Origin of the sequence: Saccharothrix sp. AJ9571, from assembly GCF_021725495.1 — a bacterium.
GTDB lineage: Bacteria > Actinomycetota > Actinomycetes > Mycobacteriales > Pseudonocardiaceae > Amycolatopsis > Amycolatopsis magusensis.
The window spans coordinates 5613845-5638045 of the sequence record NZ_CP091382.1 but is presented as its reverse complement, the minus strand read 5'-3'; the positions used below and the strand labels follow the sequence as shown (position 1 = coordinate 5638045).

At 67.4% G+C, this 24201-nt stretch carries 25 protein-coding genes; 18 read left to right on the top strand and 7 right to left on the bottom strand.

Going from position 1 to position 24201, the window contains the following annotated elements:
* Nucleotides 1–51: 51 nt before the first annotated feature.
* The 7 genes from L3Q67_RS26135 to L3Q67_RS26105 all read right to left on the bottom strand — a co-directional run bounded on the left by L3Q67_RS26135 (nt 52) and on the right by L3Q67_RS26105 (nt 5742).
* Entirely contained in the window at nt 52–1347 is a 1296-nt protein-coding gene (locus tag L3Q67_RS26135) for a cytochrome P450 family protein (protein WP_499184112.1), read from the bottom strand.
* Nucleotides 1337–2482 carry a cytochrome P450 family protein gene (locus L3Q67_RS26130; protein ID WP_499184111.1) on the bottom strand — a complete coding sequence of 382 codons (1146 nt, stop codon included), beginning with the start codon at nt 2480–2482 and terminating at the stop codon, nt 1337–1339. Before L3Q67_RS26130 ends, L3Q67_RS26135 begins: the two co-directional genes overlap by 11 nt.
* A gap of 116 nt (nt 2483–2598) precedes the next feature.
* Complete coding sequence (locus L3Q67_RS26125; RefSeq protein ID WP_499184110.1) at nt 2599–3207, bottom strand: GTP-binding protein; 609 nt, start codon at nt 3205–3207, stop codon at nt 2599–2601.
* Nucleotides 3188–3541, bottom strand: coding sequence for a helix-turn-helix domain-containing protein (locus tag L3Q67_RS26120; protein ID WP_499184109.1), 354 nt, complete (start codon nt 3539–3541; stop codon nt 3188–3190). Before L3Q67_RS26120 ends, L3Q67_RS26125 begins: the two co-directional genes overlap by 20 nt.
* The gene (locus L3Q67_RS26115) at nt 3538–3945 is read right to left on the bottom strand and encodes a roadblock/LC7 domain-containing protein (RefSeq protein ID WP_499184108.1); all 408 of its coding nucleotides are present in this window, start codon (nt 3943–3945) and stop codon (nt 3538–3540) included. The genes L3Q67_RS26120 and L3Q67_RS26115 overlap by 4 nt, the downstream gene beginning before the upstream one ends.
* Entirely contained in the window at nt 3938–5146 is a 1209-nt protein-coding gene (locus L3Q67_RS26110) for an ATP-binding protein (RefSeq protein WP_499184107.1), read from the bottom strand. The genes L3Q67_RS26115 and L3Q67_RS26110 overlap by 8 nt, the downstream gene beginning before the upstream one ends.
* 350 nt (nt 5147–5496) lie before the next feature.
* Nucleotides 5497–5742: a hypothetical protein gene (locus tag L3Q67_RS26105; RefSeq protein ID WP_499184106.1), complete on the bottom strand. Its 246-nt coding sequence runs from the start codon at nt 5740–5742 to the stop codon at nt 5497–5499.
* 239 nt (nt 5743–5981) lie between these two features.
* On the opposite strand from L3Q67_RS26105, the gene L3Q67_RS26100 reads away from it, so the two are divergent.
* From L3Q67_RS26100 to L3Q67_RS26015, 18 genes are all read left to right on the top strand, one after another.
* Entirely contained in the window at nt 5982–7178 is a 1197-nt protein-coding gene (locus L3Q67_RS26100; protein ID WP_499184105.1) for a helix-turn-helix domain-containing protein, read from the top strand.
* Between the two features lie 409 nt (nt 7179–7587).
* Nucleotides 7588–8613, top strand: coding sequence for a S1 family serine peptidase (locus L3Q67_RS26095; RefSeq protein ID WP_499184104.1), 1026 nt, complete (start codon nt 7588–7590; stop codon nt 8611–8613).
* Nucleotides 8614–8707: 94 nt separating this feature from the next.
* The gene (locus L3Q67_RS26090; RefSeq protein WP_499184103.1) at nt 8708–9118 is read left to right on the top strand and encodes a hypothetical protein; all 411 of its coding nucleotides are present in this window, start codon (nt 8708–8710) and stop codon (nt 9116–9118) included.
* A 263-nt stretch (nt 9119–9381) separates the two neighbouring features.
* The gene (locus L3Q67_RS26085) at nt 9382–9681 is read left to right on the top strand and encodes a hypothetical protein (protein WP_499184102.1); all 300 of its coding nucleotides are present in this window, start codon (nt 9382–9384) and stop codon (nt 9679–9681) included.
* 175 nt (nt 9682–9856) lie between these two features.
* Nucleotides 9857–10552: a DUF3558 domain-containing protein gene (locus L3Q67_RS26080; RefSeq protein ID WP_499184101.1), complete on the top strand. Its 696-nt coding sequence runs from the start codon at nt 9857–9859 to the stop codon at nt 10550–10552.
* A 92-nt stretch (nt 10553–10644) separates the two neighbouring features.
* The gene (locus L3Q67_RS26075; RefSeq protein ID WP_499184100.1) at nt 10645–11637 is read left to right on the top strand and encodes a type 2 periplasmic-binding domain-containing protein; all 993 of its coding nucleotides are present in this window, start codon (nt 10645–10647) and stop codon (nt 11635–11637) included.
* A 9-nt stretch (nt 11638–11646) separates the two neighbouring features.
* On the top strand, nt 11647–13164 hold the full coding sequence (locus L3Q67_RS26070) for an ABC transporter permease family protein (RefSeq protein ID WP_499184099.1): 1518 nt from the start codon (nt 11647–11649) through the stop codon (nt 13162–13164).
* A 45-nt stretch (nt 13165–13209) separates the two neighbouring features.
* Nucleotides 13210–14409, top strand: coding sequence for a protein-L-isoaspartate O-methyltransferase family protein (locus L3Q67_RS26065; protein WP_499184098.1), 1200 nt, complete (start codon nt 13210–13212; stop codon nt 14407–14409).
* A complete protein-coding gene (locus L3Q67_RS26060) occupies nt 14399–15217 on the top strand; it encodes a class I SAM-dependent methyltransferase (protein WP_499184097.1) in 819 nt (272 codons plus the stop codon). The genes L3Q67_RS26065 and L3Q67_RS26060 overlap by 11 nt, the downstream gene beginning before the upstream one ends.
* Nucleotides 15214–16041 (top strand): class I SAM-dependent methyltransferase, encoded by an 828-nt coding sequence (locus L3Q67_RS26055; RefSeq protein ID WP_499184096.1) that lies wholly within the window; start codon nt 15214–15216, stop codon nt 16039–16041. Before L3Q67_RS26060 ends, L3Q67_RS26055 begins: the two co-directional genes overlap by 4 nt.
* A complete protein-coding gene (locus L3Q67_RS26050; RefSeq protein WP_499184095.1) occupies nt 16038–16307 on the top strand; it encodes a hypothetical protein in 270 nt (89 codons plus the stop codon). Before L3Q67_RS26055 ends, L3Q67_RS26050 begins: the two co-directional genes overlap by 4 nt.
* Nucleotides 16308–16312: 5 nt before the next feature.
* Entirely contained in the window at nt 16313–18178 is a 1866-nt protein-coding gene (locus L3Q67_RS26045; RefSeq protein ID WP_499184094.1) for a hypothetical protein, read from the top strand.
* Between the two features lie 29 nt (nt 18179–18207).
* On the top strand, nt 18208–19026 hold the full coding sequence (locus tag L3Q67_RS26040) for a class I SAM-dependent methyltransferase (protein WP_499184093.1): 819 nt from the start codon (nt 18208–18210) through the stop codon (nt 19024–19026).
* Nucleotides 19027–19406: 380 nt separating this feature from the next.
* A complete protein-coding gene (locus L3Q67_RS26035; protein ID WP_499184092.1) occupies nt 19407–20144 on the top strand; it encodes a hypothetical protein in 738 nt (245 codons plus the stop codon).
* A gap of 433 nt (nt 20145–20577) precedes the next feature.
* Nucleotides 20578–21528, top strand: coding sequence for a hypothetical protein (locus L3Q67_RS26030; RefSeq protein WP_499184091.1), 951 nt, complete (start codon nt 20578–20580; stop codon nt 21526–21528).
* A gap of 29 nt (nt 21529–21557) precedes the next feature.
* The gene (locus tag L3Q67_RS26025; protein WP_499184090.1) at nt 21558–22850 is read left to right on the top strand and encodes a hypothetical protein; all 1293 of its coding nucleotides are present in this window, start codon (nt 21558–21560) and stop codon (nt 22848–22850) included.
* Between the two features lie 286 nt (nt 22851–23136).
* Entirely contained in the window at nt 23137–23568 is a 432-nt protein-coding gene (locus L3Q67_RS26020) for a hypothetical protein (RefSeq protein WP_499184089.1), read from the top strand.
* A 122-nt stretch (nt 23569–23690) separates the two neighbouring features.
* Nucleotides 23691–24143 carry a hypothetical protein gene (locus L3Q67_RS26015; RefSeq protein ID WP_499184088.1) on the top strand — a complete coding sequence of 151 codons (453 nt, stop codon included), beginning with the start codon at nt 23691–23693 and terminating at the stop codon, nt 24141–24143.
* Nucleotides 24144–24201: the final 58 nt, after the last annotated feature.

Genomic DNA, 24201 nt, shown 5'->3' with positions numbered 1-24201 from the left:
TACGCCGGTAGCGCGCGGGACGCGCCGCCGGGCCGTCGTGTGGTCGGTGGGTCAGCGCGGGGACGCCGCAGGTGGTAACGCCGGTCTGGGTGCCGCGGCCGCGCGCAGGTACACCGGCAGCGTGGCGGCAGTGTTGGAAAACAGTGACGGCACCGGTGGTACTTCGGTGACCGGGACGGCGAGTTCCAGGTGGGGAAAGCGGGTGAAGAGAGCTTTGAGGGCGAGGGTGGCTTGGCTTCGGGCCAGGGCGGTGCCGGGGCACATGTGCGGGCCGCTGCCGAAGGACAGGGTGGTGGGGCCTGTGCGGTGGATGAGGAACTGCTCGGCGGTGTCGCCGTAGGCTTCAGGGTCGCGACCGGCCGCGGCGTATGGGGCGATCACGGCCGTGCCGGCGGGGATGCGGACGCCGGCGATGGTGATGTCGTGCAGCGGGTAGCGGGCGAGGAAGTTGGTGATCGGCGGGTCCCAGCGCAGGGTTTCCTCCACGCCCAGGTCCCAGCGGTCCTCGTCGCGTGCGAGAACGAGCTGGTCGGGGTGGGTAAGCAGGGCACGGATCGCGTTGGTGGTCAGGCCGAGCGTGGTCTCGTGTCCGGCGGTGACCATCAACCACAGGGTGTCGGTCAGTTCGGTACCGCTGAGCGCGGCGTCTCCGCTGTCCTGTAGCTGTAGCAGTTTCGAGGTCATGTCGTCGGGTGCGGTGGCGCGATGCTCGGCGATGATCGAGGCGAGCAGCTGGTGGCGGCGTTGTTGGGTGTCGGCGGCCTGCTCGACGGTGCGGTCGGTGCGGAACAGTTCCGCGACCGCTTCCCGCAGCTCGCCGCGCCGGGCGTGGGGAACGCCGATCAAGTCGCAGATCGTGGCCATCGGCAGCGGGTAAGCGAAGTCCGCGCGCAGGTCCACGACACCATCGCTGGAGTTCGCGGTGCAGGCAAGGTCGTCGAGCAGGTTGTTGATGGTCGCCTCGATCTGCGAGCGCAAGGCGTTCACTCGGCGGCGGGTGAGCGCCGTGACGATCGGGTCGCGCAGGCGGCGGTGCTCGCCGTTGTCGGCGGTGACGGCGTTGTCGACCCCGACCATGCCCCACAGCGGCCAGTGCGGGCCGACGTCGCCGCGCTGGTAGGCGCTCCAGTTGCGGTAGTTCTTGCTGACGCCGGGGTGGCGCAACAGCGTCACGAGGTCGCGATAGCGGGTGACGGCCGCGACCTCGACCCGCCCGGGCAATCCGGCCCGCGCGACCGGTCCGGCTTCGCGCAGGCGGGCTGCGTCGCCGTGGTGGTCCCCGCCGAGGGGGTCCAGCTCGATCAACGGCATGTCGGCCAGGGATACTGTGCCGGAATTATCGGGCATCGGATGTCTCCCCTGTGCGGTCGATGGTGGGGTTGGGCGTGAACTCACACGGCAGGCCCGCTGGCCTGCGAGTCCACGGCGACCGATGGCGCGGGATGTCGTCCGGGGGAATCGTGAGCTTGAGGCCGTGCAGGTGAGTGAATGCCACGGTGATCGCGGTGCGGGTGATGATGCGGCTCGCCTGGGTCGCCGGGCAGGCATGGCGACCGCTGCTGAAGGCCAGGTGTGCTCGATTGCCCGCGGCTGTCCAGGAATCGCGTTGGCAGACCGCGGGGTCGGTGTTGGCCGCGGCCAGACCGAGGATGAGGGGGTCCCCGGCGGCGATGGCCTGGCCTCCCAGACCGTGCGCCTCGGTGGCGTAGCGCGCGGGCATGTTCGCCATCGGCGAGTCACCCCACAGCACCTCGTGCAGCGCGTCGTCGATGCCCAGGCTGCCGCCATACAGGCGGGCGGCGAATCGGCTGTCGGTCATGAGCAGGCGCAAGGTGTGGGCAATCCAGCTGGTAGTGGTTTCCCACCCTGCCGAGAGCATCAGCACCATCGACTGCTGGATTTCGCTGTCATTGCGCAGGTTCGGGTGTTGCAGGAACGTCGTGGTCAGGTCCGCGGCCGGTACCGCGCGCCGCTCGGCGATGAGCCCGGACAGCATCTCGTCCAGTCGGCGGCTACCGGCCTGGGAGTCCGTGCCAGACCCGAACAAGGCAATCAGGCACCGCTGCAGCTCGTCGCTTTGCTCCGGGCTCAACCCCAACAGGCCGGCCACGGTCAGCATCGGCACCTGGGCGGCGTAATCGGCGACCAAATCAGCCGTGCCTGCGTGAGCGATGCGCGTGATCAGCCGAGCACAGGTGGCGCGCACGATGTCGTCGAGGTCGTATTCGCTGGTTCGGGCCAGACCTTCGACCAGGGGTGCGCGCAGGCGCCGGTGTTCGGCGTGGTCGGCGAAATAGGCGTTGTCCCGCGGGAACATCATGGGGCCGAGCCCGGAGTCGGGCTTGACCTGCCCGTTGAGGTAATGCCGCCACCGCACCGGATTGCGGGAGTAGAGCGCCTCGTTCGTCGTCAATTCCTGGATGAGGTCGTAGTCCATGACCAGCCACGCGGGAACGCCCGCTTCCAGTTCGACGGGCACCACCGGGCTGCCCCACCTCTCCCTCAACGCGTCATAGGCCGCTCTCGGGTCATCGCACTGGGTGGTGGCCAGAAGCGAGGACAAGCCGGTGAAGGCGTCCAGGGCAGCTGCGGAGGTAGTCATTGTCGGTCTCCGGCGGTCTTGAGTTCCAACGAGAATCGGGTGAGCGTGGCGAGTACGTGCACCGAGGAGTCGCGCTCGCGGGCGTCGCAGGCGACGACCGGCGTGCGGCCCGAAACGCCCAGAGCGTCAACGATCTGTTCCGGGGAGCAAGCTGGTGAGCCCTCGAACCGGTTGACCGCGATCACGAAGGGAAGACCCAGCCGCTCCACCATGTCCACCGTGGGGAAACACTCGTCGAATCGCCGTAGATCGACCAGGACGACGGCACCGACGGCGCCGACAGCGGTCTCCTCGGCGATCGAGAGAAACCGGGCTTGGCCAGCCAAGCCGAACAGATACAACACGATTCGTGGTGTCAGGGTGACTCGGCCGAAGTCCAGCGCGACGGTCGTGGTGGTTTTATCGGGCCGACCAGCCAGGTCGTCGACCCCCACACTCGCCACCGTGAGCGGTTCCTCGGTGCTCAGCGGCGGAATCTCCGACACCGCGCCCACCATGCTGGTCTTCCCGACCGCGAACGGGCCGGCGATCACGATCTTCACCGATTCGGTCACCGTGTCCGCGACATAATCCACGCGGCCAGATTCAGAGCTTGAGTAGGCCATCCAGCACTCTCTCCAGCAGATCAGTACTCGGTCCGTCGGTGCGGGCGGCCGTGCGCACGCTCAGCACGCCGTTGTCAACCAGTGCCGAGGCCAGCACCAGGACCACGCTGGTGGGCAGGCGCGTGTACGCGGCGATCTCGACCGCCGCCAGTGGGTTGCGGCACAGCTCGACGATTTTGCGTCGCTCCGGGGACGTCGAGTCGGCCAGCACGGCTCCCGGGCGGGCGACGAACACGGTCTCCGGCCGCCACGCTCGAGGGCGTGGCGAATCCCGGCCGCCGGTGACCACATGCAAGGGCACCGGCCGGGCCACCAGGTCGTCGTGCCCGTTCATGGCGTCGTGGCTCGCCCCGGCACCGCCAGGTTCCCGCCCAGAGCCGCGATCTCAGTGTCCATCGCGACACTGAGGTTGGCGGCATTGACCGGCTTGGTGGTGAGCACGACCATCAGCGACCTGTTGGCCGCGTCCCGCACGAACGCCAGGCAGTCACCGAACTCCACCACGGTCTGGGTGAAGGCCTGCTCGATGCCGCTGCAGGGATGTCTGCCGATGGCGTGAGCGAGGCCGCGAATCGATGAGGCCCAGGACGCCAGCATGTCGGCCTGGTCGACGCTCACCTGCTCCGAGCGTGCGAACTTCACCCCGTCAGCAGAAGCGGCCACGACCGCCCGCACCGCGTCGATACGGGTGATGGCGCGAAAGGAGCGCACTCCGTCATCAGTGGCGATCTCAGTCATCGCCCTCCCCCTTATGCTCGCTCCCGGTACGTCCTGCCGGCGTCTCGTCTATTGGTAGTGGGGAGAGCTGTGCCTCAGCGCCACCACGCTGGCCGAAGAAGTCCCCCAGCCACTCACCGTTGACCCGGTTTCCCCCGCTCTGCTCGACCTCATCGCGACCCGGCGAGAGCGGTTCGGGTTCGTCTTCGCAGCCTTTTGGCGTCCGCCCTGCCAGCGCGGCCGAACCCGACGTCCCATCGAAATAGGTGCCGCCGTCCGGCTTGTTTCCCCCAGGGCCAGGTGCCCCTGCTACCCCGCGACGCGACGGGAACTGCTCGAAATCCGGCTCATGCTGTCCTGGCGTCCGCCTCGGCAGCGTGGCCGATCCCGGACCCGACGCCACACCGGGAGGGGAACCACCAGTCGGCTCAGCCACCTCGAAAACCGCGGGGCGTGCCGGGCGGCCATCCGGTGTACGCAGATGAACCCACCGGATCTGCACCTGCGCCCGCATCCCCGCTTGCTTCGGTGACTTCGTCAGCTGCACCTCAACACCCCCAAAACGCTGGGTGTACGCGGACACCACCGCCAAGCCCAGACGTGGAGGATTGCCGAGCTCAGCCACACTGCGCCAGCTGGAACGCTGCAGCCGCCGCGCCACATCCGGCGCATCGTCCTCGTGCACGCCGGTGCCGTGATCGTCAATGACCACCGTCCACCCCGCGCTGCCCTGATCAAAGGTCACGAGGACGTCAGAGGCGGGTCGTGAGAACCTCGCAGCGTTGTCCAGCAGCTCGGCAAGCACATGGATCACTGGCTCGACCGCCTCGGCCGCCACATGCACACCGGGATAGGCAGTGACGTCCACCCGCGTGAAGTCCTGGATTCGGCCTGCGGCCGCGCGGACCGCATCGCCCAAGGGCAACGCCTCGTTCCACTGCTGCCCAGGGAACTGACCCAGCAGCACCGCGACACTCTGCCCGCGCCGAGCCAACTCTGCCGCGATCGGACCAAACGGCAGAAGTACATCGAGCAACTCGGCATGCTGACCGAACTTCTTCACCACACTCTCGGCCCGCTGCTGCAGCAGATGCCCGCCATCCTGCCAACTCCGCGCCAGATCCGCAGTCATCGCGCGCTCTGCCCTCACCTGCGCCACGACCGCCATCAGCGCCCCGTTCAGACGCTCCAGAATCGACGCAAGCTCCGGATCTCCGCTCACATCCACGCTCAGCCGAGGACGCGCAGACGAACCCGCTGCAACACCATCAAGCACATCAGCAACCGCACGCAGTAATTCATGGTCGCTCGCCGACCGGCTCGACGATATAATGCTCGTCCCAGGAGAGGCAAAACCGCCAGGGCACTTCAGCGTGCGCCGAAGCCTGTCCACAACGCGCGGTGCCAACAACGCCGCAGCCGCTGTCGCCACAGTTGCCAACGGCCACATCACAGTCTTTCGGGATGGAGACATAGCGCTCGATTCGTGGATGTCAGTTTGGAACGGCCACACAGCGGTGGCCTGCTTCTTCGGCACGCGTCAACGTGCGCTTCCGGACAATGCTGATCTGTTCAAGTGTGGTCTTGTTGATGGGCGCCGTCGACGGCCTCCTGCACGCTGGACAGCAGTAGCCGGGCGTTCTCCGGGGAGAACCTGACCGGATCGGTGAGTTTGCCGACGCTTGTTCCGACGCGGTGGCCTTCGGCCGTGGGGAGGAGGCCGACCTCAAAGGTGACGGGGCGTCCGCTGCGGGTTTCGGCGGGCACGGTCCACACCTGGCTCCAAGCCTGTGCTGGGTTGGCGTCCTTGTTGCTCACGCCGGAAGACGGTAGACGCGATTTGGATCAACAAGGGGGACACAGTGTCCCCCTACCCGAATGGGTCAATCTGGCAGTAACAGGTCGATTGCACCCCGCCCACTCGGGCGGTACTGCTCGATCAGCACAGCGCGCGAGGAGACTTTCGGCTGGTACCATGCGTTCACAACCCCCGCAGGGGTGCACAACTGCTACTTCGGCCCTGTGGGGGCTTCCGTGCGGAGAAGGCAGGGTGTGCCATGGACGACCAGATGGACATCGGGGCTCGAATCAGGCGGGCGCGCGGGAAACTGTTCACGCAGAAGATGCTCGCCGATCGTGCAGGTGTATCGATCTCTATCGTGCAGAAGCTCGAGCGCGGCCTTCGTAAGACGGCGTCGATCCCAACTTTGCAAAAAATCGCGAAAGCCCTGGACCTGCCCATAGAAGAGCTTGTGGGCGGCCGGAAGTCCATGCCTGCTGCAGCGAGTGGCGTCGTTGACTTACGTCGGGCGCTCACCCCGGTCGACGACCTGCTTGACGTCGAGTTACTTGACGGCGAACCGCTCACTATGCGCGACGCGCGGCGATCAGTGGAATATCTTTGGGGTTCGTACTGGGCTGGACGGTATGAACTCCTCGCTGAGATGCTTCCCTCGAGTCTCGCGCAGCTTCGGGCGACCTACCATTCGGTGGCGCCAGCCGATGCTCACGAAGCAGCCGGGCTACTCGCCCGCGGCTACCAGGCGGCCGCGGACACGCTGGTACACCTTGGGCAGCCCGACGCTGGTTGGCTGGGCGTGCGCGAAGCTATCGCGGCAGCCCGGAACAGTGAAGATATGCTTCTCTACGCCGCAATGAGGATAAGTGTCTCGTGGCAGCTTCTTGTCCAGGGCCGGTACGAAGAGTCGAAGAACGTTGCAATTCGCGCCGGCCGGGACGTGAAACCCGGCAAAGGGACCTCCGAATCGCAACTGGCCGCTTATGGACTGTTGAACGTAACTGCGGCGACGGCGGCAGCGCGAGACCAGGATTCTACGCACACAGACGATCTGCTCGAAGAGTCGATCGAAACGGCCACCAGACTCGGATACGAACGTACTGATCACCAGAGCACGTTTGGGCCTGCGAAGGTGGCGATGATCGCCGTTGATTGTGCGGTTGTGCAGGAGCAATACAGCACCGCGCTGTCCGTTGCCGCGCGCTTGCGGCACGACACCACCTTGCCTCTGGCCACCCGCGCTCGCCACCTTGCTGACGTGGCCATGGCCCAGCTCAAGCTTGGGCGCACAGCTGATGCTCTGAACACCGTGCTCGCCATTGAATCGATGGCGCCGGACTGGTTGCAATACCAGACGCTACCGCGCCAGGTTGTCGACGAACTGCTGGAGCAGGAGCTCAGCCTGTCCACTCCCCTGCGCAGTCTGGCCATGCGACTGGGCGTCTCCCGGAATTAGTCCATTCGGGTAGGGGGACACTGTGTCCCCCTTGTTGATCCAGATGGTCGCTATCGTCCCTCGGCGTGGACATAGCTACACCGCCCCGCCGCCTACCCGGCGCGAGGTGCGGGTCGCGCCCGCTGACACCCGCAGCAAACGTCCGGCCACCTGTGGAGATTGACCTTCTGCACACCACCAGAAGGCTCTCATTGGTGCGAACATCAGTAAGACCAGCCCGGCCAGCCGTGGCTCGCCAGGAGAAGACATCCGCGCGGTTGCCCGGTCCATTCAATATTTGCCGAGGCTCGTCTCCGGCATTTGCATAATCCGCACATAGCTGCCCTTTCTGCGGCTGATTTAATGGTGCGCTGAATAGACTGATTCCTAGATTCAGTCTCTTATTCCACAAGAGCTCTGTGAGCTCACGATGTCGGCCGCCATTGCGCGCTCGGCAGAACTTTCAGGGGTAATCATGATACGAAAGTGGGTCACGGCCCTGGTCGTGACCATGGTCGCGGTATTGGCCGCGGCGCCCGCAACCGCGGTCGTGGGTGGCGTGCCCGCTCAAGGCGACTATTCGGCAGCGGGCTCGTTGCAGTTGTTGACGCCGGACGGGCCGAAACACGGCTGTGGCGTCATGCTCATCGAAGAAGAGTGGGCGGTAACGGGGGCGCACTGTGTGACTGTGCAGCCCCCGTCGACCGCGGAGAATCCCGCGAGGTCAGCACAGTGGTGGGGAGCGCCGGCGAGTTCGCTGGCGGACCCCGAGGATCCGTCGAACTACCAGGTGCGCATCGGGTCGCTACACCGAGAGCACGACGGTGAGGTTCGCGGCGTGCGCGCGTTCGTGGTGCCCGAAGGATGGAACTGGGGTATTCCCGACCCCCGCCCCGAATACAAGGGCATGGTCTGGGATGCCGCGCTGGTACAGCTCGACAAGCCGATCACGACCCTGAAGCCGATCGATATCCGGCTCCCGCATGCCGGAGTGGCGCATGAGGTCATCGGCTGGGGGATGACGGATCCGGACCCGGAGAACTGGATCTCGCCGGCGGAATGGCTGCATACCGCGCCGATGGCGAAGGTGCCGGCCGCGGCCTGCGCGGGCGCCGGTATCGGCGCAGGCGAGGTGTGCCTGGACGGCGGGCCCGGAATCGGGCCGTGCGCCGGTGATTCGGGCAGCGGTTCCTTGCAAAAGGTGCACGGGCGTCACGTGCTGGGTGGCTCGGTGTCCCGCGGCATGGTCTGCGGCGGCCCCAATGTGTTCACCCACCTCGCCCACCCGGTGCTCCAGGCCTGGATCAGGTCGTCCATCGCCGAGAACGAGGTTCCGCCCGGGAGCAAGTTCATGGCGAGTCCGGCGATGCAAGCCTGGGCGCGCGAGGTCGTCTGGGGCAGCCGCAAGCACGCTCCGGCTGCGGCGACCGCACTGCTGGGCACTACGTCCGGCTAATCCACGAGCTGCGGTGGCGGGCCGTCCCCATCCCCCCAGGAAACGGGCCCGCCACCGCACCCATTAGCTGTGCCAACACCTGAAAGACCCCAGGATGATGAGATCCAACTCCCTTTCCGCAGTTCTCCCCGGCGATCCGCTGTGGGCGCGGGCCGGGAGGCTGCGGCCTCTCCAGGCGGCCCGCATGTCGTGGCGCACCGGCCAGGAGCGCGTGCGTGCCGCGGTCCAGCGGTCCACCGACCTCGGCTGTGCCGCGGTCCGCTGGTCGGCCCACCTCGGCTGTCCCGCCGAGCACTCCTTGCCGGATCTGCCCACCTGCTCCAGGGCTCGCAAGGGGTCCTCAGGTGATCAGCACCCGGCGCAGCTGATCACGGGTCCTTCGGTGGGGCGCTGGAACACCACGACCGCGGTCTTGGGCCCGTTCGTGGTACCGGAGGTGCCGCCCGGGGCTACGGTGCCCGAGCGGGAGACGGCGCCCGGCCTGAGCCAAGGAGGGCTCCGGTGAGGCCCATGCAGCGAGCTGGGGGCGCGCTTCTGTGCGTCGCATGTGTGGCCGCAGGCGTGGGCGTGGTGTCCCTCGGCAGCGACGCACCATCGGGTGGCAGGCCCGCGGGAAGGCCGATCGGATCGTTGATCAGTGACCCGTGTAGCGCTCTGACCGGGGCCGAGCGCGCTGGTCTCGGTCTGGGGCCGGGGCACGCTGAGCACGGCCCGGCGGACTCGCGGTGCCGGTGGACGCGGGTCGCCGGCCCCGGCCCGCAGCTCACGGTGGCCATCGCGCACGGCGGCCGCGCGGACATCGATCACCTGGCGGCGGCGCACAGCGCACCCGGTGTCGTCCCTCAGCCGGTGCCGCTGCCGCCGTATCGGGCCGTGCAAGTTTCCCCTGCTCCGACGCCGACGCCGACCCCGACCGCGAGCGACTGCGCTGTGTACGCGGAGACGGTGCGCGGGGCGCCGGTGCTGAGCAGCCGGGTCGATCACGCCCCCGATCCGGGTTCGTGCGGGCGGCTGGCGATCCAGGTCACGGCGACGGTGCTCACCCGCGACGCTGCCCCGCCAGGCTGACCGGGCGGCGCCCGCCCACGCAGATCGACGCGCCCCGCAGCGCAGGACGGCCCCCGGCGACAGCGCATCGCCATCGCCGCCCCGGCGGCCGTCAGGACCTCACTTCAGAGGCGCCTTCCGCGCGCATCGTCCACACCAGATTCACCACGGCGCCAGCGACCACCAAGGACATGCCATGCAGACACCCGGCTCCAGCATCGTCGCCGCGCGGGTTCACCGCCGCGGTAGCGCCGCCGCCGCACCACGCGGCCTGCGGGCAGCGCTCGCCCGCGCTGACGGGCAACGCGATGGCGAACGACGGCCCGGAGTGTGGGCGGCGGTCACCGCGATGGTGGTCCTGCTCGCAGGCTGCTCGTTCGACGGGCCTGTACATAGCTCGAGCATGGCGCCCCCGCCGAGTACGTCGGCACCACGGTCGGTGGCTGCGGAAACGGGCGTCAGTGCGAGAGTGGACGCGCGGCAGTACGTCGCCGAACCGTGTCTGGCTCTTCCGTCGGAGTACCAGCGCGATCTGCTCGCGTCGTCCGGTACTCCGTACAACCACGGGGACATCTCGACCTGCGAGTGGACGGTCAAAGACAATGCGAAGCTGACCTTGACGCTGTCTCAGAACAGCAACGCCCCGATCAAGACCCTGGCTGCCGAAGATCCCATCAGCAGCGCGAAATTCGAAGAGACTTCGGTGGATGGTTACCGCGCTCTGCTGCTCGAACCACCGTCCCCGAGCACCCCGCACTGTGTGGTGCACATTCAATTCAATCCAGCACTGGCGTTATCGATCCGGATCGAAAGGCTGTCCGCTGTAGGCAGTTGTTTTCTGGTGACCGAGGTGGCCACCGAAGTGGTGTCGTTCCTGCGACTCCACGGTTGATTGTTCACGCCGTCGGACATGGTGGCGGCGGTTTGCGCACCGGGTTCGGTGTTGACACGTGCTTGTGGCGCGTCACTAGTCGAGGAGGATGCATGCCGAGATTGTTACGGCTCTGCCTGGCCGTGATCACGGCCGTTGTCACGATGGCGGCCTGTTCGCCGCCGAGTGACCCTGGCAACCAGTTGCTGCCGGACAGCGGTGGATCGCAGGGGATCATCGCCCGAGGCCCGGTAGCCACCGATGCCGACCTGACCGTCTCGGACACCGCGAAGAGAATCGGGCAGCACGGTCTGCGGATCGGGGTTTCGGGTAATACGCCGCTGCTGTCCCAGGAGAGTCCCGTCAGCGGGCTGTTCGAGGGGTTTGACGCCACGCTCGCGTACCTGCTGTCGAAATACCTGGGCGCGCCGAACCTCACGTTACAAAAAGTCGACACCCAGACGCGTGAGCCGCTCGTCAAAGGGGGGCATGTTGATGCCGTCCTCAACACGTACAGCATCACCGAAAAACGCGCCGAGAGCATGACCTTCGCCGGGCCTTATCTGTTGTCCGGTCAGGGATTCGCCGTGCGGCAAGTGGACACAACGATCAACAGCAGCGAAGACTTCGCCGGCAAAAGGTTCATCGTCGCGAAAAATTCCACCGGCGAAAAACTTGCCACCGAACTGATCGCAACCAGGTTCCCGACTGCGAAGATGGTGACGTTCACCAGCGCGACTGAACTCACCGCGGCGCTCGAACGTGGCGACGGAGACGTCACCTTCAACGACCGCACCATCCAACTATCCCAGGCTTACATCAACAACAAGATCAGAATCCTGGACGAGCGGATGAGGGATGACTTCTACGGCATCGCGATCAAGCATTGCGATGTTGCTTTCAGGGACGTGATCAATGGTTTCCTGGTGAAGATCTACGAATCCGGTCTCTGGCTGGAGGCGTGGAAGGAAACGGTGGGCCGGGTGGAACCGGACCCTGTGCTGAAAGAAAAGGGGCCGGTGTGGCCGGGCATCGCCACCGCGCCCGGATCCCGGGACCAGGACATGACGACGATGTGCGGGGTCAGCCCGGCGCCGGTGTCGTAGGCCGACGCGATGATCGACTTCGCCGACGAACTCGCTGCGGGGCTGCGGAGCACCGTGGAACTGGTCGCCCTGTCCTGGGCCGGTGCCGCGGTGCTGGCACTCGTGTTGGTCAGCTGCCGGGTCAGCACCGTGGCCCCGGCCCGGCAGGCGGCGAAAGCGGTCATCCACACCGTGCAGTCGGTGCCGCTGCTGCTGTGGCTGCTGCTGGCCGCGTTCGCGCTGCCCTCACTCGGCCTGGACGTGTCGCTGTGGGCCCGGGCGGCGGGCACGCTGGCCTGCTACACCGCGGTCTACTACGCCGAGGCGCTGCGCAGCGGCATCAACGCGGTCGGCCGTGGGCAGACCGACGCCGCCCGCGCGCTCGGCTTCACCAGCAGCCAGACCCTCGTGCAGGTGGTGCTTCCGCAGGGGTTGCGGCACGCGCTGCCGGTTCTGGGCACGCTGACCATCGGCCTGCTGCTCAACACTTCGCTCGTCGGCGCGGTCGGCGTACTCGACCTCACCGCCGTGGCCCAGCAGATCGCGTACATCACCGCGGACCCGGTCGCGGCTTTCGGCACCACCAGCTGTATCTACGCAGCCGTCGGTGTCGTGATCACCGTGATCTCCCGCAAGTACGCCCAGCGGCTGGCCAAGCGGTTCCCCGCCACCTCGTCCGGTCCGGGGGTGAGCGGCGCGGTGCGGTTCGACGAACCCGGCCCGCGAGGCCGGCACCGGATCCGCGCCGCGAGCGTGGTCGTTCTCGCCGGGCTGGTCCTGGTCCTGGTGCTGGGATGGCGGGCGCTCTACGACGCCGGTGAACTGGACCCGACCAGGTGGGCGGCGTATCGCGAGTGGCCGATCTGGCGTTTCCTGCTCGAGGGTGCCGCCGGGACGGCGGTGGCCGGGGTCCTGGGGATCGGGGTGGCGGCCCTGCCGGGCACGGTGCTCGGCCTGCTCGCCGCCCACCACCGCCTGACCGTCCGCAGGACCGCGTCGGCGGTTGCCGACGCGGTCCTGGTGGTGCCGCTGCTGCTGTGGCTCTACGCCACCATGCTGGTCCTGCCCGCAGTAGGGATTCGCCTGCCCCAAATCGGCCAGCTGGTGCTGCCCCTGGCGATCACCGCCGCGGCCGGGATCGCCAAGATCCTGGCCACCAGCATCCACGCCATCGACCCCGGGCAGCGCGACGGCGCGCTGGCACTGGGCCTGCCCGAGGGTGCCGCTCTGCGCCTGGTCGTCCTGCCCCAGGCAGTCCGCCACGCCCTGCCCGCGCTGATCGGCCAGCTCACCCGCACGATCAAAGACACCTCCCTGGGCCTGCTGATCGCGTTCCCCGAGCTGCTGGGCCAGACCCGGGTCCTCTCCGGCCACACGTTTCTCGTGCTGCAGCCCTACCTCGTCACCGCCGCGCTCTACGCCGTCATCACCGGGTCGCTGACGCTGCTGGCCCACACCCTCGAACGCCGCAGTCGCCGGGAGACCGCCCGGACGAGCACCCGCACCGACGCCGCCCCGGACAGAACCCTGGCCGCGCAACTCACCTGACCTCCGATCCGCTCTCGTTGCCCGCTCAGCTCGAAGGACAGCTCAATGACGCTTCACTCGCCGCCCGAACTCGACCCGGCACCCGCCGGATCGACGCCGGAGGCCCGGATCTCCTACCTGCGGCGCCGGCTGCTGCCCGAACTCCGCGGCCACGGCGTCGGCGACCGTGTGCTCGAGGCCCTGCGCGCCGTGCCCCACCACCGGTACGCCACGCCCTACTACCGCACCGACGACCCCACCCGGACACTGTGGAACCCGGACCGGCATCCCCGCGGCTGGTTGACCGGGCTCTACAGCATCGACCCGCTCACCTTCATCCAGCCCGGCGGCACGGACACGATCACCTACTCGGTACCCGTCCTGGCCACCATGCTCGACCTGCTCGACATCTCCCCCGGCGACCGTGTCCTGCAACTCGGCACCGGCACCGGCTTCACCGCCGCGGTGCTGCACCACCTCACCCAGCGCCCCACCGTGATCAGCCGCGAACCGGACCCCGACTGGGCGCGCCACGCCCGCGCCAAGCTGAGCGAGCGGGCCCACGTCCTCAACCACCCCGACCTGCACCTCCACGGCGCCGACGAGCACGACCGCGACTTCCAACGAATCATCGTCTGGCACGACGTCGCCTGCGCACCGCCCGGCTGGCGCGCCATCCTCGGCCTCGACCTCCCCCAGCCCTACAGCAGGCACCCGGTCCGCACCCAGGTCGCCGTGGTGGCAGGCGCCATCACCAAGCTGACACTCGACGCGGAAGGCCTGACCGGCACCTTTCACGGCACCACGACCACTCCACCCGCGCGCGACACCACTGCCCCCGCCGGATCACCTCTGCGCCGCTGGCATGAGCCCTACCCGTTCTTGAGGGACGAGCTCGATCTGCCCGAATTCCGCCTGCTGCTGCACCTGGTTTTCCCGCTGCTGCAGACCACAGCCGACCGCGCGGGCCTCACCGTGACCGACCCGGAAAGCCTGTCACAAGCCGAGCTCCACATGCACCGAGGCCGCTATACCGCGCGTGCGCAACACGGCGCCCGTCGGCTCTGGGACGACATCACCGCACTGGCACACCGGTGGGACGAACTCGGCCGTCCCCACTCGTCACAACTGACCCTGACCTGCAGGGGTAGTACGCAAATCATCAGCCACGGGAACCAGGAACTGCATAGGCGTCCCATCACCTCCCCCACTGCCACACCACACCACGTCCCTACTCACCTGCACGGAACCCACCATGGCCTATAACACCGCCGTCCTCGAACGGCCGGACGCCGCCCGCATCCACAGCGCACTCAAGCGCGATCCTGACGCCGACACCTTCTCCTTCGCCCTCGATCGCCACTGGATCGACGAACAGCAAATCGGGTACCCCGACCTCCGCGAGGTGGTCCAGCGCAGCGTCAACTTCGGCATCTCGGTCGTGCGCGCTTTTTGTGACGCCGGATACACCCAGTTCCTCGACCTCGGGTGCGGCTATCCCGACCGGACCGCCGTGCACCGCATCGCCCGCGACCGCGGCGTCGATGCCCGGGTGACGGCCGTGGACAACTCGCGGTGGGTGACGCTGCACTGGGAGCGCGCCGTGGAAGGCAGTACCAGCACCCGGTTTCTGTCCACCGACCTGACCGACGTCGTAGCCGTGCTGCAGCAGATCGCGTCTTTGGCTGCTCTCGATCTCACCCGGCCGGTGTGCCTGACCCTGGTCGACGTCCTGCACCACCTCGAACCGCACGTCGCGCACCAGGTGCTCGCCCAGTACTACGAGTTGCTGCCGGTCGGCAGCCGGCTCGCCCTCACTCAGCGCACCGACGACAATGCCTCAGACGAGCAAGCCGCCCGGATCGCCGGTCTCGCCGAGGCCTACCACGACATCGGCGCGCCGACCTGGATCCGCACCCACACCGAATTCCTCGACCTGCTCGGACCCTGGTCACTGTCTCTGCCCGGTGTGGTCAGCCTGCGTCAGTGGCCTCTCGCGACCTACTCGCCCACTCTGCCCGACGGCCTCGGTGCGCTGAGCTGGGGCGCGGTCGCGGAAAAGCGGTCCTCATGACCGAGCCCAGAGCCCACCTCGGGTGTGTCCTCAGCGCCCAGTTCAGCAACGGAAACAGCACTGCGGCAGATCGGGCAGTGATCACGGGCCTTCGCGAGCTCTGGCCAGAGCTCTTCGAAGCCGTCTCCCACGGGAACGACTTCGAGTGTCGCCTCGTGACCGCCGCGCACAACGCGGGGATCCACCAGTTCGTGTTCCTCGGTCATGGCTACCCCAGCGCGAGCGGCCCGGTGTTCCAGGCGACCAGCCTCGCTGAGGCCGACCCGCCGAGCATCGTCGTGGTCGAGTCCAATCCGGAAATCGAGAAAGAGTGGCGCGCGGCGCACACCCGCTTCCCCAAGACCTACCAGGTCAGCGACCGCGACCGCTGGGCAGCGGACAGCGTGCTGGACGACCTGCCTGCCCACGGCATCGACCTTACCCAGCCGCTCTGCCTCGTACTCGGCAACGCCGCCACCTACAACGACTCGGTCGAGCACGCGCACGCTCAACTCGCCCGCTACCAGGCAGCACTGCCACCCGGCAGCTGGATGGCGCTGTCCCACCTCACCGCCGAGCACACCGACGGCACCGCCTTCGCCGTAGCCGCCAGCGTGTTCGAACGGCTCACCGGCGCTGTCCCGACCAGCCGCACCCGCGACGAGGTGGCCGGCCTGTTCGGTGGTTGGCCGCTGCTGTCACCTGGCGTGTGTGCGGCACAGGAATGGCTACCGGATTCGGCCGAGAGCGCCCGCGTCGTGCCCGGATCGGTCAGCACGTGGTGTGGCGTCGCCTGCCGCCCCGCCACGCGCACACTCCCGCCCCACCACGGGTCTGTGGCATGAACGAGTTCGCCACGACCGGGACGGCGGTATCCCCTCAGCATGCGGCAGACCGGTGCCTCGCCGACGACACGGCCCCCTGCCTGCCGGCGCCCCCGCCACAGCGCTGGCCCCGTCCCTTCCTCGGAGCGCTCGGCGGCACCGTCGCGATCATGCTCGGCTCCGTGGTGGTCGTGGTCGCCATCGCACGCAGCGACACCCACAGTGACAACACACAGCTCAGCCACTGGGCGCATCAACGCACTGCAGTCCACGCACTTACCAACTAGGCGCCATGAACCACGAAAAGATGTCATCGACGGCCGAGACGACCCACCGGACAGTCAGCACCGCCAATTGTCTCACTGCCGCGTTAGAATCATCAGGCCCTGATGAGGCGGTGATAGTCGAGCGGTCAAGCGGCGCAATTCACATCGCGCCCGAACTCCTGGAACAGCTCGTAGCAAAAGGATTTTCCGACGGGAAGATCGCCGAAATGCTGGACGTCTCCAGGACTACAGTGAGAATCCGCCGTGTCGAGCTTGAAATACCGACCCGCCGCCCCGTTCGCAGAGCCGACACAGACTGGGAAAGCCTGCGCGACCTGGTCGAATCGGGCCTTTCTGACCGTCAAGTCGCCCTGAGATTTGACACGACGCAGTCGGCGGTAAGAACGCGCCGCCGCAAACTTGGTTTGACGACTCGCTGGCGCGCCCCATCCCCGGCCGAGGTGGACGTGACCGTGCTCGCACGACTTTCTTCGGAGAATAAATCCGTCCGGGTGATCGCTGCAGAAATGGGCATTTCGACAGCGATGGTCGCCAAGGTGCGCCGTGAACACAACATCCCGGTCCGGACCGTCAGCACGAAGGTGGAAGTTGATCTCGACGAGGTAACTCGCCTCTTCGCGCAAGGCCTTGGTGATACGAAAATAGCCGAAAAGCTAGGGGTGAGGCATTGGGTTATCCAGAGGCGCCGGGGCGACCTTGGACTGACATCTCGCCACCCATTCAAGATCGACATTGATCGCGCACACCTAGCTACCCTGGTCGACCGAGGACTTACTAACGCGCAAATTGCCATAGAGTTAGGTGTATCCAAAGGCACCGTAATAAATCGTCGCCGTGAGATGCGGATACCGTCCCGGCGACGCAGGGACAAGCTTAACGCCATCTCACAACGTCAGCTCGCCCTCGAGAACACAAGCGATGATTCGATCGCCGCGGAAGCAGGAGTCGCCGCGTCGCGGACACGCAAGGTCAGCCTCGACCTGGTCATGCTGGAGCAACTCGCTGCCCAGGGGCATAGCGACCGTCAGATCGCCGCGAAACTCGGCGTGTCGTCGCCAACGATAGCGAAACGCAGGCAGGAACTCGGCATACCAGCCTGGCGACAAACCAGAATCACGATCGATCCGGAAGTTCTTACACAACTGGCGGCCCAGGGCGAGTCAGACAATAGAATCGCCAACAGACTCAGCGTGTCCGCTTCGCTAATCAGGAAGCGCCGCGCCGAACTCGGCATACCGGCCCAGCCGCGAGGATTGCGCAAGATTCACCTCGATCCAAAAGTACTCGCACACCTCGCCGCACAAGGGCTCAACGACCAGCAGATCGCAGCGAAACTACAGGTGTGCACGGCGACGGCTCGGAATCGCCGCGCCGAACTCGGCATACCGGCCCAGCCGCGAGGAGTACGCGAGATTCACCTCGATCCAAAAGTACTCGCACACCTCGCCGCACAAGGGCTCGACAACAAACAAATCGCCAGAAGGCTGAATGTTTCGTACGGGTTAGTCAGGAAGCGCCGCGCCGAACTCGGTATACCGGCTCAGCCGCGGGGAGCGCGCAAAGTTCACGTCGATCCAAATGCTCTCGCGCAACTCGCGACCCAGGGCTACTCTGACAAGCGCGCTGGCCTGCGGCTGGGAGTATCCGCCTCGACGGTCCGGATGCGGCGTATCGAGCTCGGCATTCCGAGCCAGCTGCAGGGAGTGCGCAAAATCCGCCTCGATACAGAGCCTCTCCCGCAGCGTGCCGATCTAGAACGTTCCGGCAGGCGAATCGGCGATAGACCTCCTCGAACTGTCACAGGACCAACGCCACAGGAATTCCCCTCGGGGACGTCCACCACGAACTCTTCACCAAGCAGTCCCGCCTAACCGTCTCCTAAACCGCGAAAGGAAATGTATTGAATCCGGAACAACTGGCCCCCCAGTCGCTCGCGTACTCGCCGAAAGCCACGGCGGCAGGCGTCGCCAACCTCGGCAAGGGAGGTATCTGTAACTACCGCGCGGATCGCGAATGGCGCCAATACCGCCAGGCACTGTGGCCGGAGTTCGGAACCTACGACCTCGCCGCCACACACTCCAGTGTGGAGGTCGTGGAGGCCGCTCTCGACGCCGGTATCACCCGGTTCCTCGACCTCGGCGCCGGCTTTCCCGACGACACCTGCCTGGCCAAGATCGCGCGCCGCCGGTTCCCCGCGGCACGAGTCACGGCCGTCGACAACGACGTGATGATCGCCCGGACCTGGGCCACCGCGCTGACCAGCAAGCACACCTCCTGCGACGCCACCTCCTTCTTCCATGGAGACTTCGCCGAACCGGCCGCCGTGCTCGGACACGCACGCGCCCACCGAACGCTCGACCCCCACGAACCGGTCTGCATCGTCCTCACCGACGTACTGCACCACCTGGGTGATCACCTGCCACTGAGGCAGATCATCGGTACCTACCAAGAGGCCGTCCCCGCGGGCAGCCTGCTCGCCATCTCCCACCTGACCACCGACGGTGCCTCGGCGCGCCAACTCGAGCAGATCGACGAGCTCGCCGCCGCCTACGGCGACATCGGCGAACCGCTTCGCCCCCGCACCCGCACCGAAGTCACCGCCCTGTTCGGCACCTGGGCACTGCGCGACCCCGGAGTCGTGAGCCAGCGTCCCGCAGATACACCACCGGGCGAACTCGGTGCCATCCGGTGGGCGGGCGTGGCGGTGAAGCCAGCATGACCGCCAAACTTCTACGTTTTCCGGCACCGTCAGCGACACAGGCGGCTCGTCCACCGCAGGCCTGTGTTCCGGTGCCGCGCGAGATGCTGCGGGAGCTCGCGGAACAGAGCGCCGCAGCCTTGGAAGCCGGACCCGCCATCACCATCCTTGCCGGGAACTCGCCACCGCGGCACAACAGCACCTCGTCCGCCCCTCGTCGATCTACTGAGGATGCGGGCAGGCTCCCGCGACCGGAGGCCGCGCAGGACCGACCGGCGAGCGTGACGGCGACCCGGCATCTGTCGACGGTGACCTCGGCATAAGCCGCACCAAACCTGGCTGCTGCTTCGGATCGCCCGCCGATCAGCGCGCCTTCCTGCACCGCCCAACGAAACGAGATCATGAGCACACCACCCGCTTCCGCAACCGTCGGCATCGCCTCACGCAAGGGGCATCGGCCTCTGCTCTGCGACGCCGCCGCGCAGTTCCGTCTCCGCAGCAGCGGCGTGCTCGCCGTCTCGGTCGTCGACGGCATCCACAACGACGAGGACGTCGCCACCGCCGCGTACCTGTGCGCGGAGGTAGCGGTGCGCTACGGCGCCCGTAAAGGCGCGGTACCCGGTGTCATGCAAGCCGCCGGACTACTCGAGGACCCCAGCGAGGAAATGCCCACCCCCGACGCCGTCATGGCTCTGGCTGTCTGCCGGCCCGCGCAACCCACCGTCATCGGCTACATCGGTGACGTCGCCGCCTACGGCTGGGACGGTGAGACGCTGACCCTGCTCACCTCCCCGCATACCAAGGGCGCGCGGCTTCGTGCCGCCGGCGTCGACGAGCAGATCGCCGCGAAGAGCGACCGCATCGTCATCGCGTCCCTCGCCCGCGCCACCAACGCGACGGTCGCGCTCGCCGAAACCCTCGACACCGTCGTTGTGCTGCTGTCCGACGGCGTGCACCGCAAGGTCGGCTCCGAGCAGATCACCGGGATCCTTCACGAACACCGGTTCGACCCGGATGCCTGCGCCCATGCTCTCGTCGAGGCCGCCGCGCACGCGGGCACCCTCGACGACGCGACCGCCGCGGTGATCGTCCACGACGGACCGATCCCGCGCGATGGCATCACCCAACTCGGCCGCTGACGCTCCCGCGGCTGTGCCTAAGCCAGGCGGCGCGCCGAGTTCCCCGATGACGCACGCCGCACTCCATCCACAACACCCCGAGAGGAGGACAACCATGTTCACGACCAAGCCCCGCCTCGCCGGCGGCCTCGGTGACGAAGACGAGAAGACCGACGTCATCGAACACCCGACGAAGGCGTAGCACGCGGGCTCAGCCCGCATGGTTGGGGCCGTACGCGCCGGTGCGGCCCCAACCGCAGCTCGCTCCGATTACCCCCGTCCCCACACGACGCTGTGCCGCGCCAGGACAAGGTCGGTCGGTCGCCTGCCGCTGAAGTAGCGGGAGCGCGAAACCGGGAGTAGGCCCGCGGTCGCCGACGAGCGCGCTTCGGTCACCCGCCGCGCTCCGTTTCGCAGCGAGCCACCACCGGGTGCCACAAGAACGAGGAAGGCCGTGTTCACGAAAGACCCTGTGGCCCTGAACGGGCCCCGCGCCCAGTGCCGTTGTTCGCTGGGCGCCCGGCTGGCCGATGCTGGCCTCAGCGCGGCTGTCCTGCAGGCCGTTCTCGCCGCGCCGCCCGATTCCTATGCCGAAGTCGCCGAGTACCTCGCCGATGATCCGGGGGCGGGCGGCGGCCACCGGTGGTGGCTCGACGGGCTGTTCCCGGTGGAGCGGCTGGCGCTGGAGCAGGATCGCGACGGCTTGGAACCGTCGCTGCTGACGATCGCCTGCACACTGCACTACCTCGACGTCCACGATGGTCAGACCGTGCTCGAACTCGCCGGAACGGCAGGAGTCACCACGGCGCTGCTCGAGCGACTGACCAGCTTCGGCACGGTGCTCACCGTGGGAGGTGACCCGGGGCGGCGCCACGAGGGTCCCACTACGGCGCCGAAGGCCGCCGACCTGGCGGCGGCGCCCGACTTCGCCCTCGAGCACTACCGCGGACCCGTGGTGGACCGGATCGTGTGCTGGCGCGAACCCGAGCGCATTCCCCGAGGCTGGGTTGACCACCTTGAGCCCGGCGGCCGGATCGTCACGGTCTACGGCGGCGTGATCACCGTGCTGACCGCCGACAACGGCCACGGTCACGCCACCTTCCATCGTTCCGCGACCGTCACCCTCCCGCCCGCCCACACCGCAGTGGGCGGCGCCGTCTGGCGTGCAGTCACCCACGCGCCGCTCGAAGAGCCAAGCCTGCGGCTGACACAGCGCTGCCTGGTGCCCACCGATGCGACGGCGACGTGGGCGCAGATCCAGGACGCCACCCGTGTGTGGCACAAGCGCGGCAAGCCCACGCCTGAAGACCTGGCCGCCCGGTTCGACCCCGTCGACCCGTTGCTGCGCCTCTACCACGAGGACCGCGAGCTCATCGGCCTGTCCGGAGACCGGGGGCATCGGTGACCACATCGCCGCCGCCACAGGGAAACCCGATGCCCAGCACCTCACCGTCCACGGCGCCCGGCCATGGCGATCGTCAAGCCGCGCTGGACGCCCACGCCGCGCCACCCGGAACTGACGTCGTCGCGCGGCCGCCGGAATCGACCAGGAACCACCAGCAGGAGGGCGACATGTCGAGCACGCCAGAGACCACCGCCTTGGTGGTGGTGCTGAAGAACTTCAAGCGCGGGGGCCTGCGCGAGGACGGGCGTCACGACTTCACGCCCCTGCTCCACGCGCTCAAACGCTTCCCGGCCGCGCCGGCGGTCATCGGCATGCCCGAGTGCACCCGCTACGACCGCTGGTGGGGCCGCCCACGCCGCCAACTCCAGCATGAGCTCAACCGGTTGTGGCCCGGTAGTCGCTACCGCGGCTACATCATCACCGAGCGTCCGGGCTCACGGAACTGGCCCGGGGTGTTCATCGACTGCAGCCAGATCACACCCATCCGATGGCACCGCTACGGAACGCTCGCCACTCGGGAATGCCTCTGGGGAGTGCTCGAAGGGTCGTTCGCCGGGCATCACCTGCTGATCAAGCCGCTGCATTTTGGTACAAGTAAGGGCTTCGCCACACTCGACCGCGAGGTGCGCGTTCTCAACGAACTCGCCGACGGCAGGAAGCAAGTGCTGGCCTTGGGCGACTGCAACGCCATCACCGACCAGGACACACCACCCCCTAACTACGTCCAGCGGCTGAAAAAAGCCGGGCTCAGACACAAGATCCTGTACAAATGCGCCAGGGAACCCGACGGCCAGCTCCGCCTCATGACAGGACCGCTGAGTGACCTCGAAGACGTCGCCGGGTGGCGCAATGCGGGGACCCAAGCCGAAAACTTCACTCCCACCGTCAACTCCCGCACCGACGGCGGCCTAGGCCTGCGCATCGACCACATCCTGACCAGCCCCGGCTTCACCGGCGACCTGGTCCCCGACACGTACCGGGTGCACATCGACGATCCCGAACCGGACCCGGCGCAGGACGACCACCGGATGCTCTCGTGCACCTACAGGTTCGTCGGCGGGGCGCCCCCACCACGCCCCACGCTGCGCACGCGGATACGCCAGCTGCTTGATCCCGGCGCACCACCCCCGTCGCGCGGTACCGCGCCCAGCCCAGACGACCACGGGCACGGCCGCCATCCCGCCCCCGGGACGTCTGCGGGGCGCCTGCTGGCCACGCACGCCCCGCGGGTAGCCGAACGACTGCGGCGCCACCCCTGGCCAGCCGCCGGTGCCGCCGTGCTGGCCCTGATCCTGCTGATCGTGCGCCGGAGGCGCACATGAACACGGTGTTGACCCGCTGCTCAGGGCGTGATCAGCGTGGTTGGCGGGCCACTGCATACAACTCATTCCCTCTGAAGGAATCTGAGGTCCAGTCTCCGAAGCCGCTGAACGGTGGGCGGCCACTGCGGCCAAGAGCGCTTCGGCAGCTGCAGTCCCCTTCCCCGCCCTTGCCGCCCATCACCACCCATCAGGCCAGCGAATCGGCCCGACAGCCACCGAGTCCACTCGGAACTGACGCGGTCCGTGGCCGCCGACGACGACCAGACATCGACAGCAGGAAGGCAACATGTCAGACGCTTCCGAAGATCGGGCCAGCGGCGATTCGGCTACACCATCGGAAGGCCGTCACTGGTCCTGGGGTGGCTTCGCCGCTATTTCGGTGCTATACCTCATTGTCAGTGGCGGCACGATGCTTGTCGCACGCGTGCGTCTCGATGCTGGCAGTACGCATCGCACACCAAAACTCTCCGGCGCGCAGGAGTGGCTGGTCCTGCTAGCGCCGCTGGGGGCGGCGATCGGCGCCATCCTGGCCGGTCTCGCGGTGCGGTGGTGGCAACGCCGCAAGACCAGCAATCTGGTGGACGCGGTCAGCTGGACCACAGTGTTCTTCGTTCTTCTGTTTCTTCTCAGCTGCGCTGCCCAGGATCAAGTGATCAACCCCGGCGCCGATCCCCTGCCCGCTCCGGTGAAGCCGACGATGTCGCAGGCGCCGCGATGAGCATGACGGCTCGTTCGAGGCTGGGTGCCCTGGCCATGGTCACCGCAGCGGTGTGCGGTTGTACATCCCCCGAGCCACAACCCCCCAGCGCGCAGCCACTACCCGCCACAACCAAGACCACTGTGGACACCGAAATCAGTGACGTGGTGCACTCGCCGTGCGAGGCCGTACCACCGTCCATCAAGGCGCCCGGCAATATCGCCACAGCGGCCACCTCCTCCGGTGCGCTGCTGAACAAGCCGTGGCAACCGAGCTGTGCGCTCTGGACTCCTGGTGATTCACGTTCCTGGTCTCTGATGCTGTACCGCGATTACGCCCCGACGCGGGAACTGCAGGCACTGCAGCCGACCGCCCACGCGATCCACCTCGCCGACCTCGACATGGTCCAGTTCCCGGTGCCCACCGACGATCCCGCCACGGGCACCACCTGCGTGATCGTGGCCGACCTCGGGCCCGGTCACGGCGTCGGTGTCGTGGCCCAAGATGGGGCGCCGTCGCGCGTCGCAGACACGTGCGCCACCGCCCAGAACTACCTCCTCGCAGTGGTCCAGCATCTGCGCGCCTTGAGCCCATGACCGCGCCGACCACGCGCACCGCCGTGCGGCGCGCTCCCGCCTTGCCCACAACCCCGAG

What these genes read in the sequence shown, in the direction of transcription:
- L3Q67_RS26075 (WP_499184100.1), top strand. Translation starts at nt 10,645, where the DNA reads ATGCCGAGATTGTTACGGCTCTGCCTGGCCGTGATCACGGCCGTTGTC.
- L3Q67_RS26100 (WP_499184105.1), top strand. Translation starts at nt 5,982, where the DNA reads ATGGACGACCAGATGGACATCGGGGCTCGAATCAGGCGGGCGCGCGGG.
- L3Q67_RS26060 (WP_499184097.1), top strand. Translation starts at nt 14,399, where the DNA reads ATGGCCTATAACACCGCCGTCCTCGAACGGCCGGACGCCGCCCGCATC.
- L3Q67_RS26025 (WP_499184090.1), top strand. Translation starts at nt 21,558, where the DNA reads ATGCCCAGCACCTCACCGTCCACGGCGCCCGGCCATGGCGATCGTCAA.
- L3Q67_RS26135 (WP_499184112.1), bottom strand. Translation starts at nt 1,347, where the DNA reads ATGCCCGATAATTCCGGCACAGTATCCCTGGCCGACATGCCGTTGATC.
- L3Q67_RS26055 (WP_499184096.1), top strand. Translation starts at nt 15,214, where the DNA reads ATGACCGAGCCCAGAGCCCACCTCGGGTGTGTCCTCAGCGCCCAGTTC.
- L3Q67_RS26065 (WP_499184098.1), top strand. Translation starts at nt 13,210, where the DNA reads ATGACGCTTCACTCGCCGCCCGAACTCGACCCGGCACCCGCCGGATCG.
- L3Q67_RS26120 (WP_499184109.1), bottom strand. Translation starts at nt 3,541, where the DNA reads ATGAACGGGCACGACGACCTGGTGGCCCGGCCGGTGCCCTTGCATGTG.
- L3Q67_RS26070 (WP_499184099.1), top strand. Translation starts at nt 11,647, where the DNA reads ATGATCGACTTCGCCGACGAACTCGCTGCGGGGCTGCGGAGCACCGTG.
- L3Q67_RS26090 (WP_499184103.1), top strand. Translation starts at nt 8,708, where the DNA reads ATGATGAGATCCAACTCCCTTTCCGCAGTTCTCCCCGGCGATCCGCTG.
- L3Q67_RS26050 (WP_499184095.1), top strand. Translation starts at nt 16,038, where the DNA reads ATGAACGAGTTCGCCACGACCGGGACGGCGGTATCCCCTCAGCATGCG.
- L3Q67_RS26095 (WP_499184104.1), top strand. Translation starts at nt 7,588, where the DNA reads ATGTCGGCCGCCATTGCGCGCTCGGCAGAACTTTCAGGGGTAATCATG.
- L3Q67_RS26125 (WP_499184110.1), bottom strand. Translation starts at nt 3,207, where the DNA reads ATGGCCTACTCAAGCTCTGAATCTGGCCGCGTGGATTATGTCGCGGAC.
- L3Q67_RS26115 (WP_499184108.1), bottom strand. Translation starts at nt 3,945, where the DNA reads ATGACTGAGATCGCCACTGATGACGGAGTGCGCTCCTTTCGCGCCATC.
- L3Q67_RS26045 (WP_499184094.1), top strand. Translation starts at nt 16,313, where the DNA reads ATGAACCACGAAAAGATGTCATCGACGGCCGAGACGACCCACCGGACA.
- L3Q67_RS26035 (WP_499184092.1), top strand. Translation starts at nt 19,407, where the DNA reads ATGAGCACACCACCCGCTTCCGCAACCGTCGGCATCGCCTCACGCAAG.
- L3Q67_RS26020 (WP_499184089.1), top strand. Translation starts at nt 23,137, where the DNA reads ATGTCAGACGCTTCCGAAGATCGGGCCAGCGGCGATTCGGCTACACCA.
- L3Q67_RS26080 (WP_499184101.1), top strand. Translation starts at nt 9,857, where the DNA reads ATGCAGACACCCGGCTCCAGCATCGTCGCCGCGCGGGTTCACCGCCGC.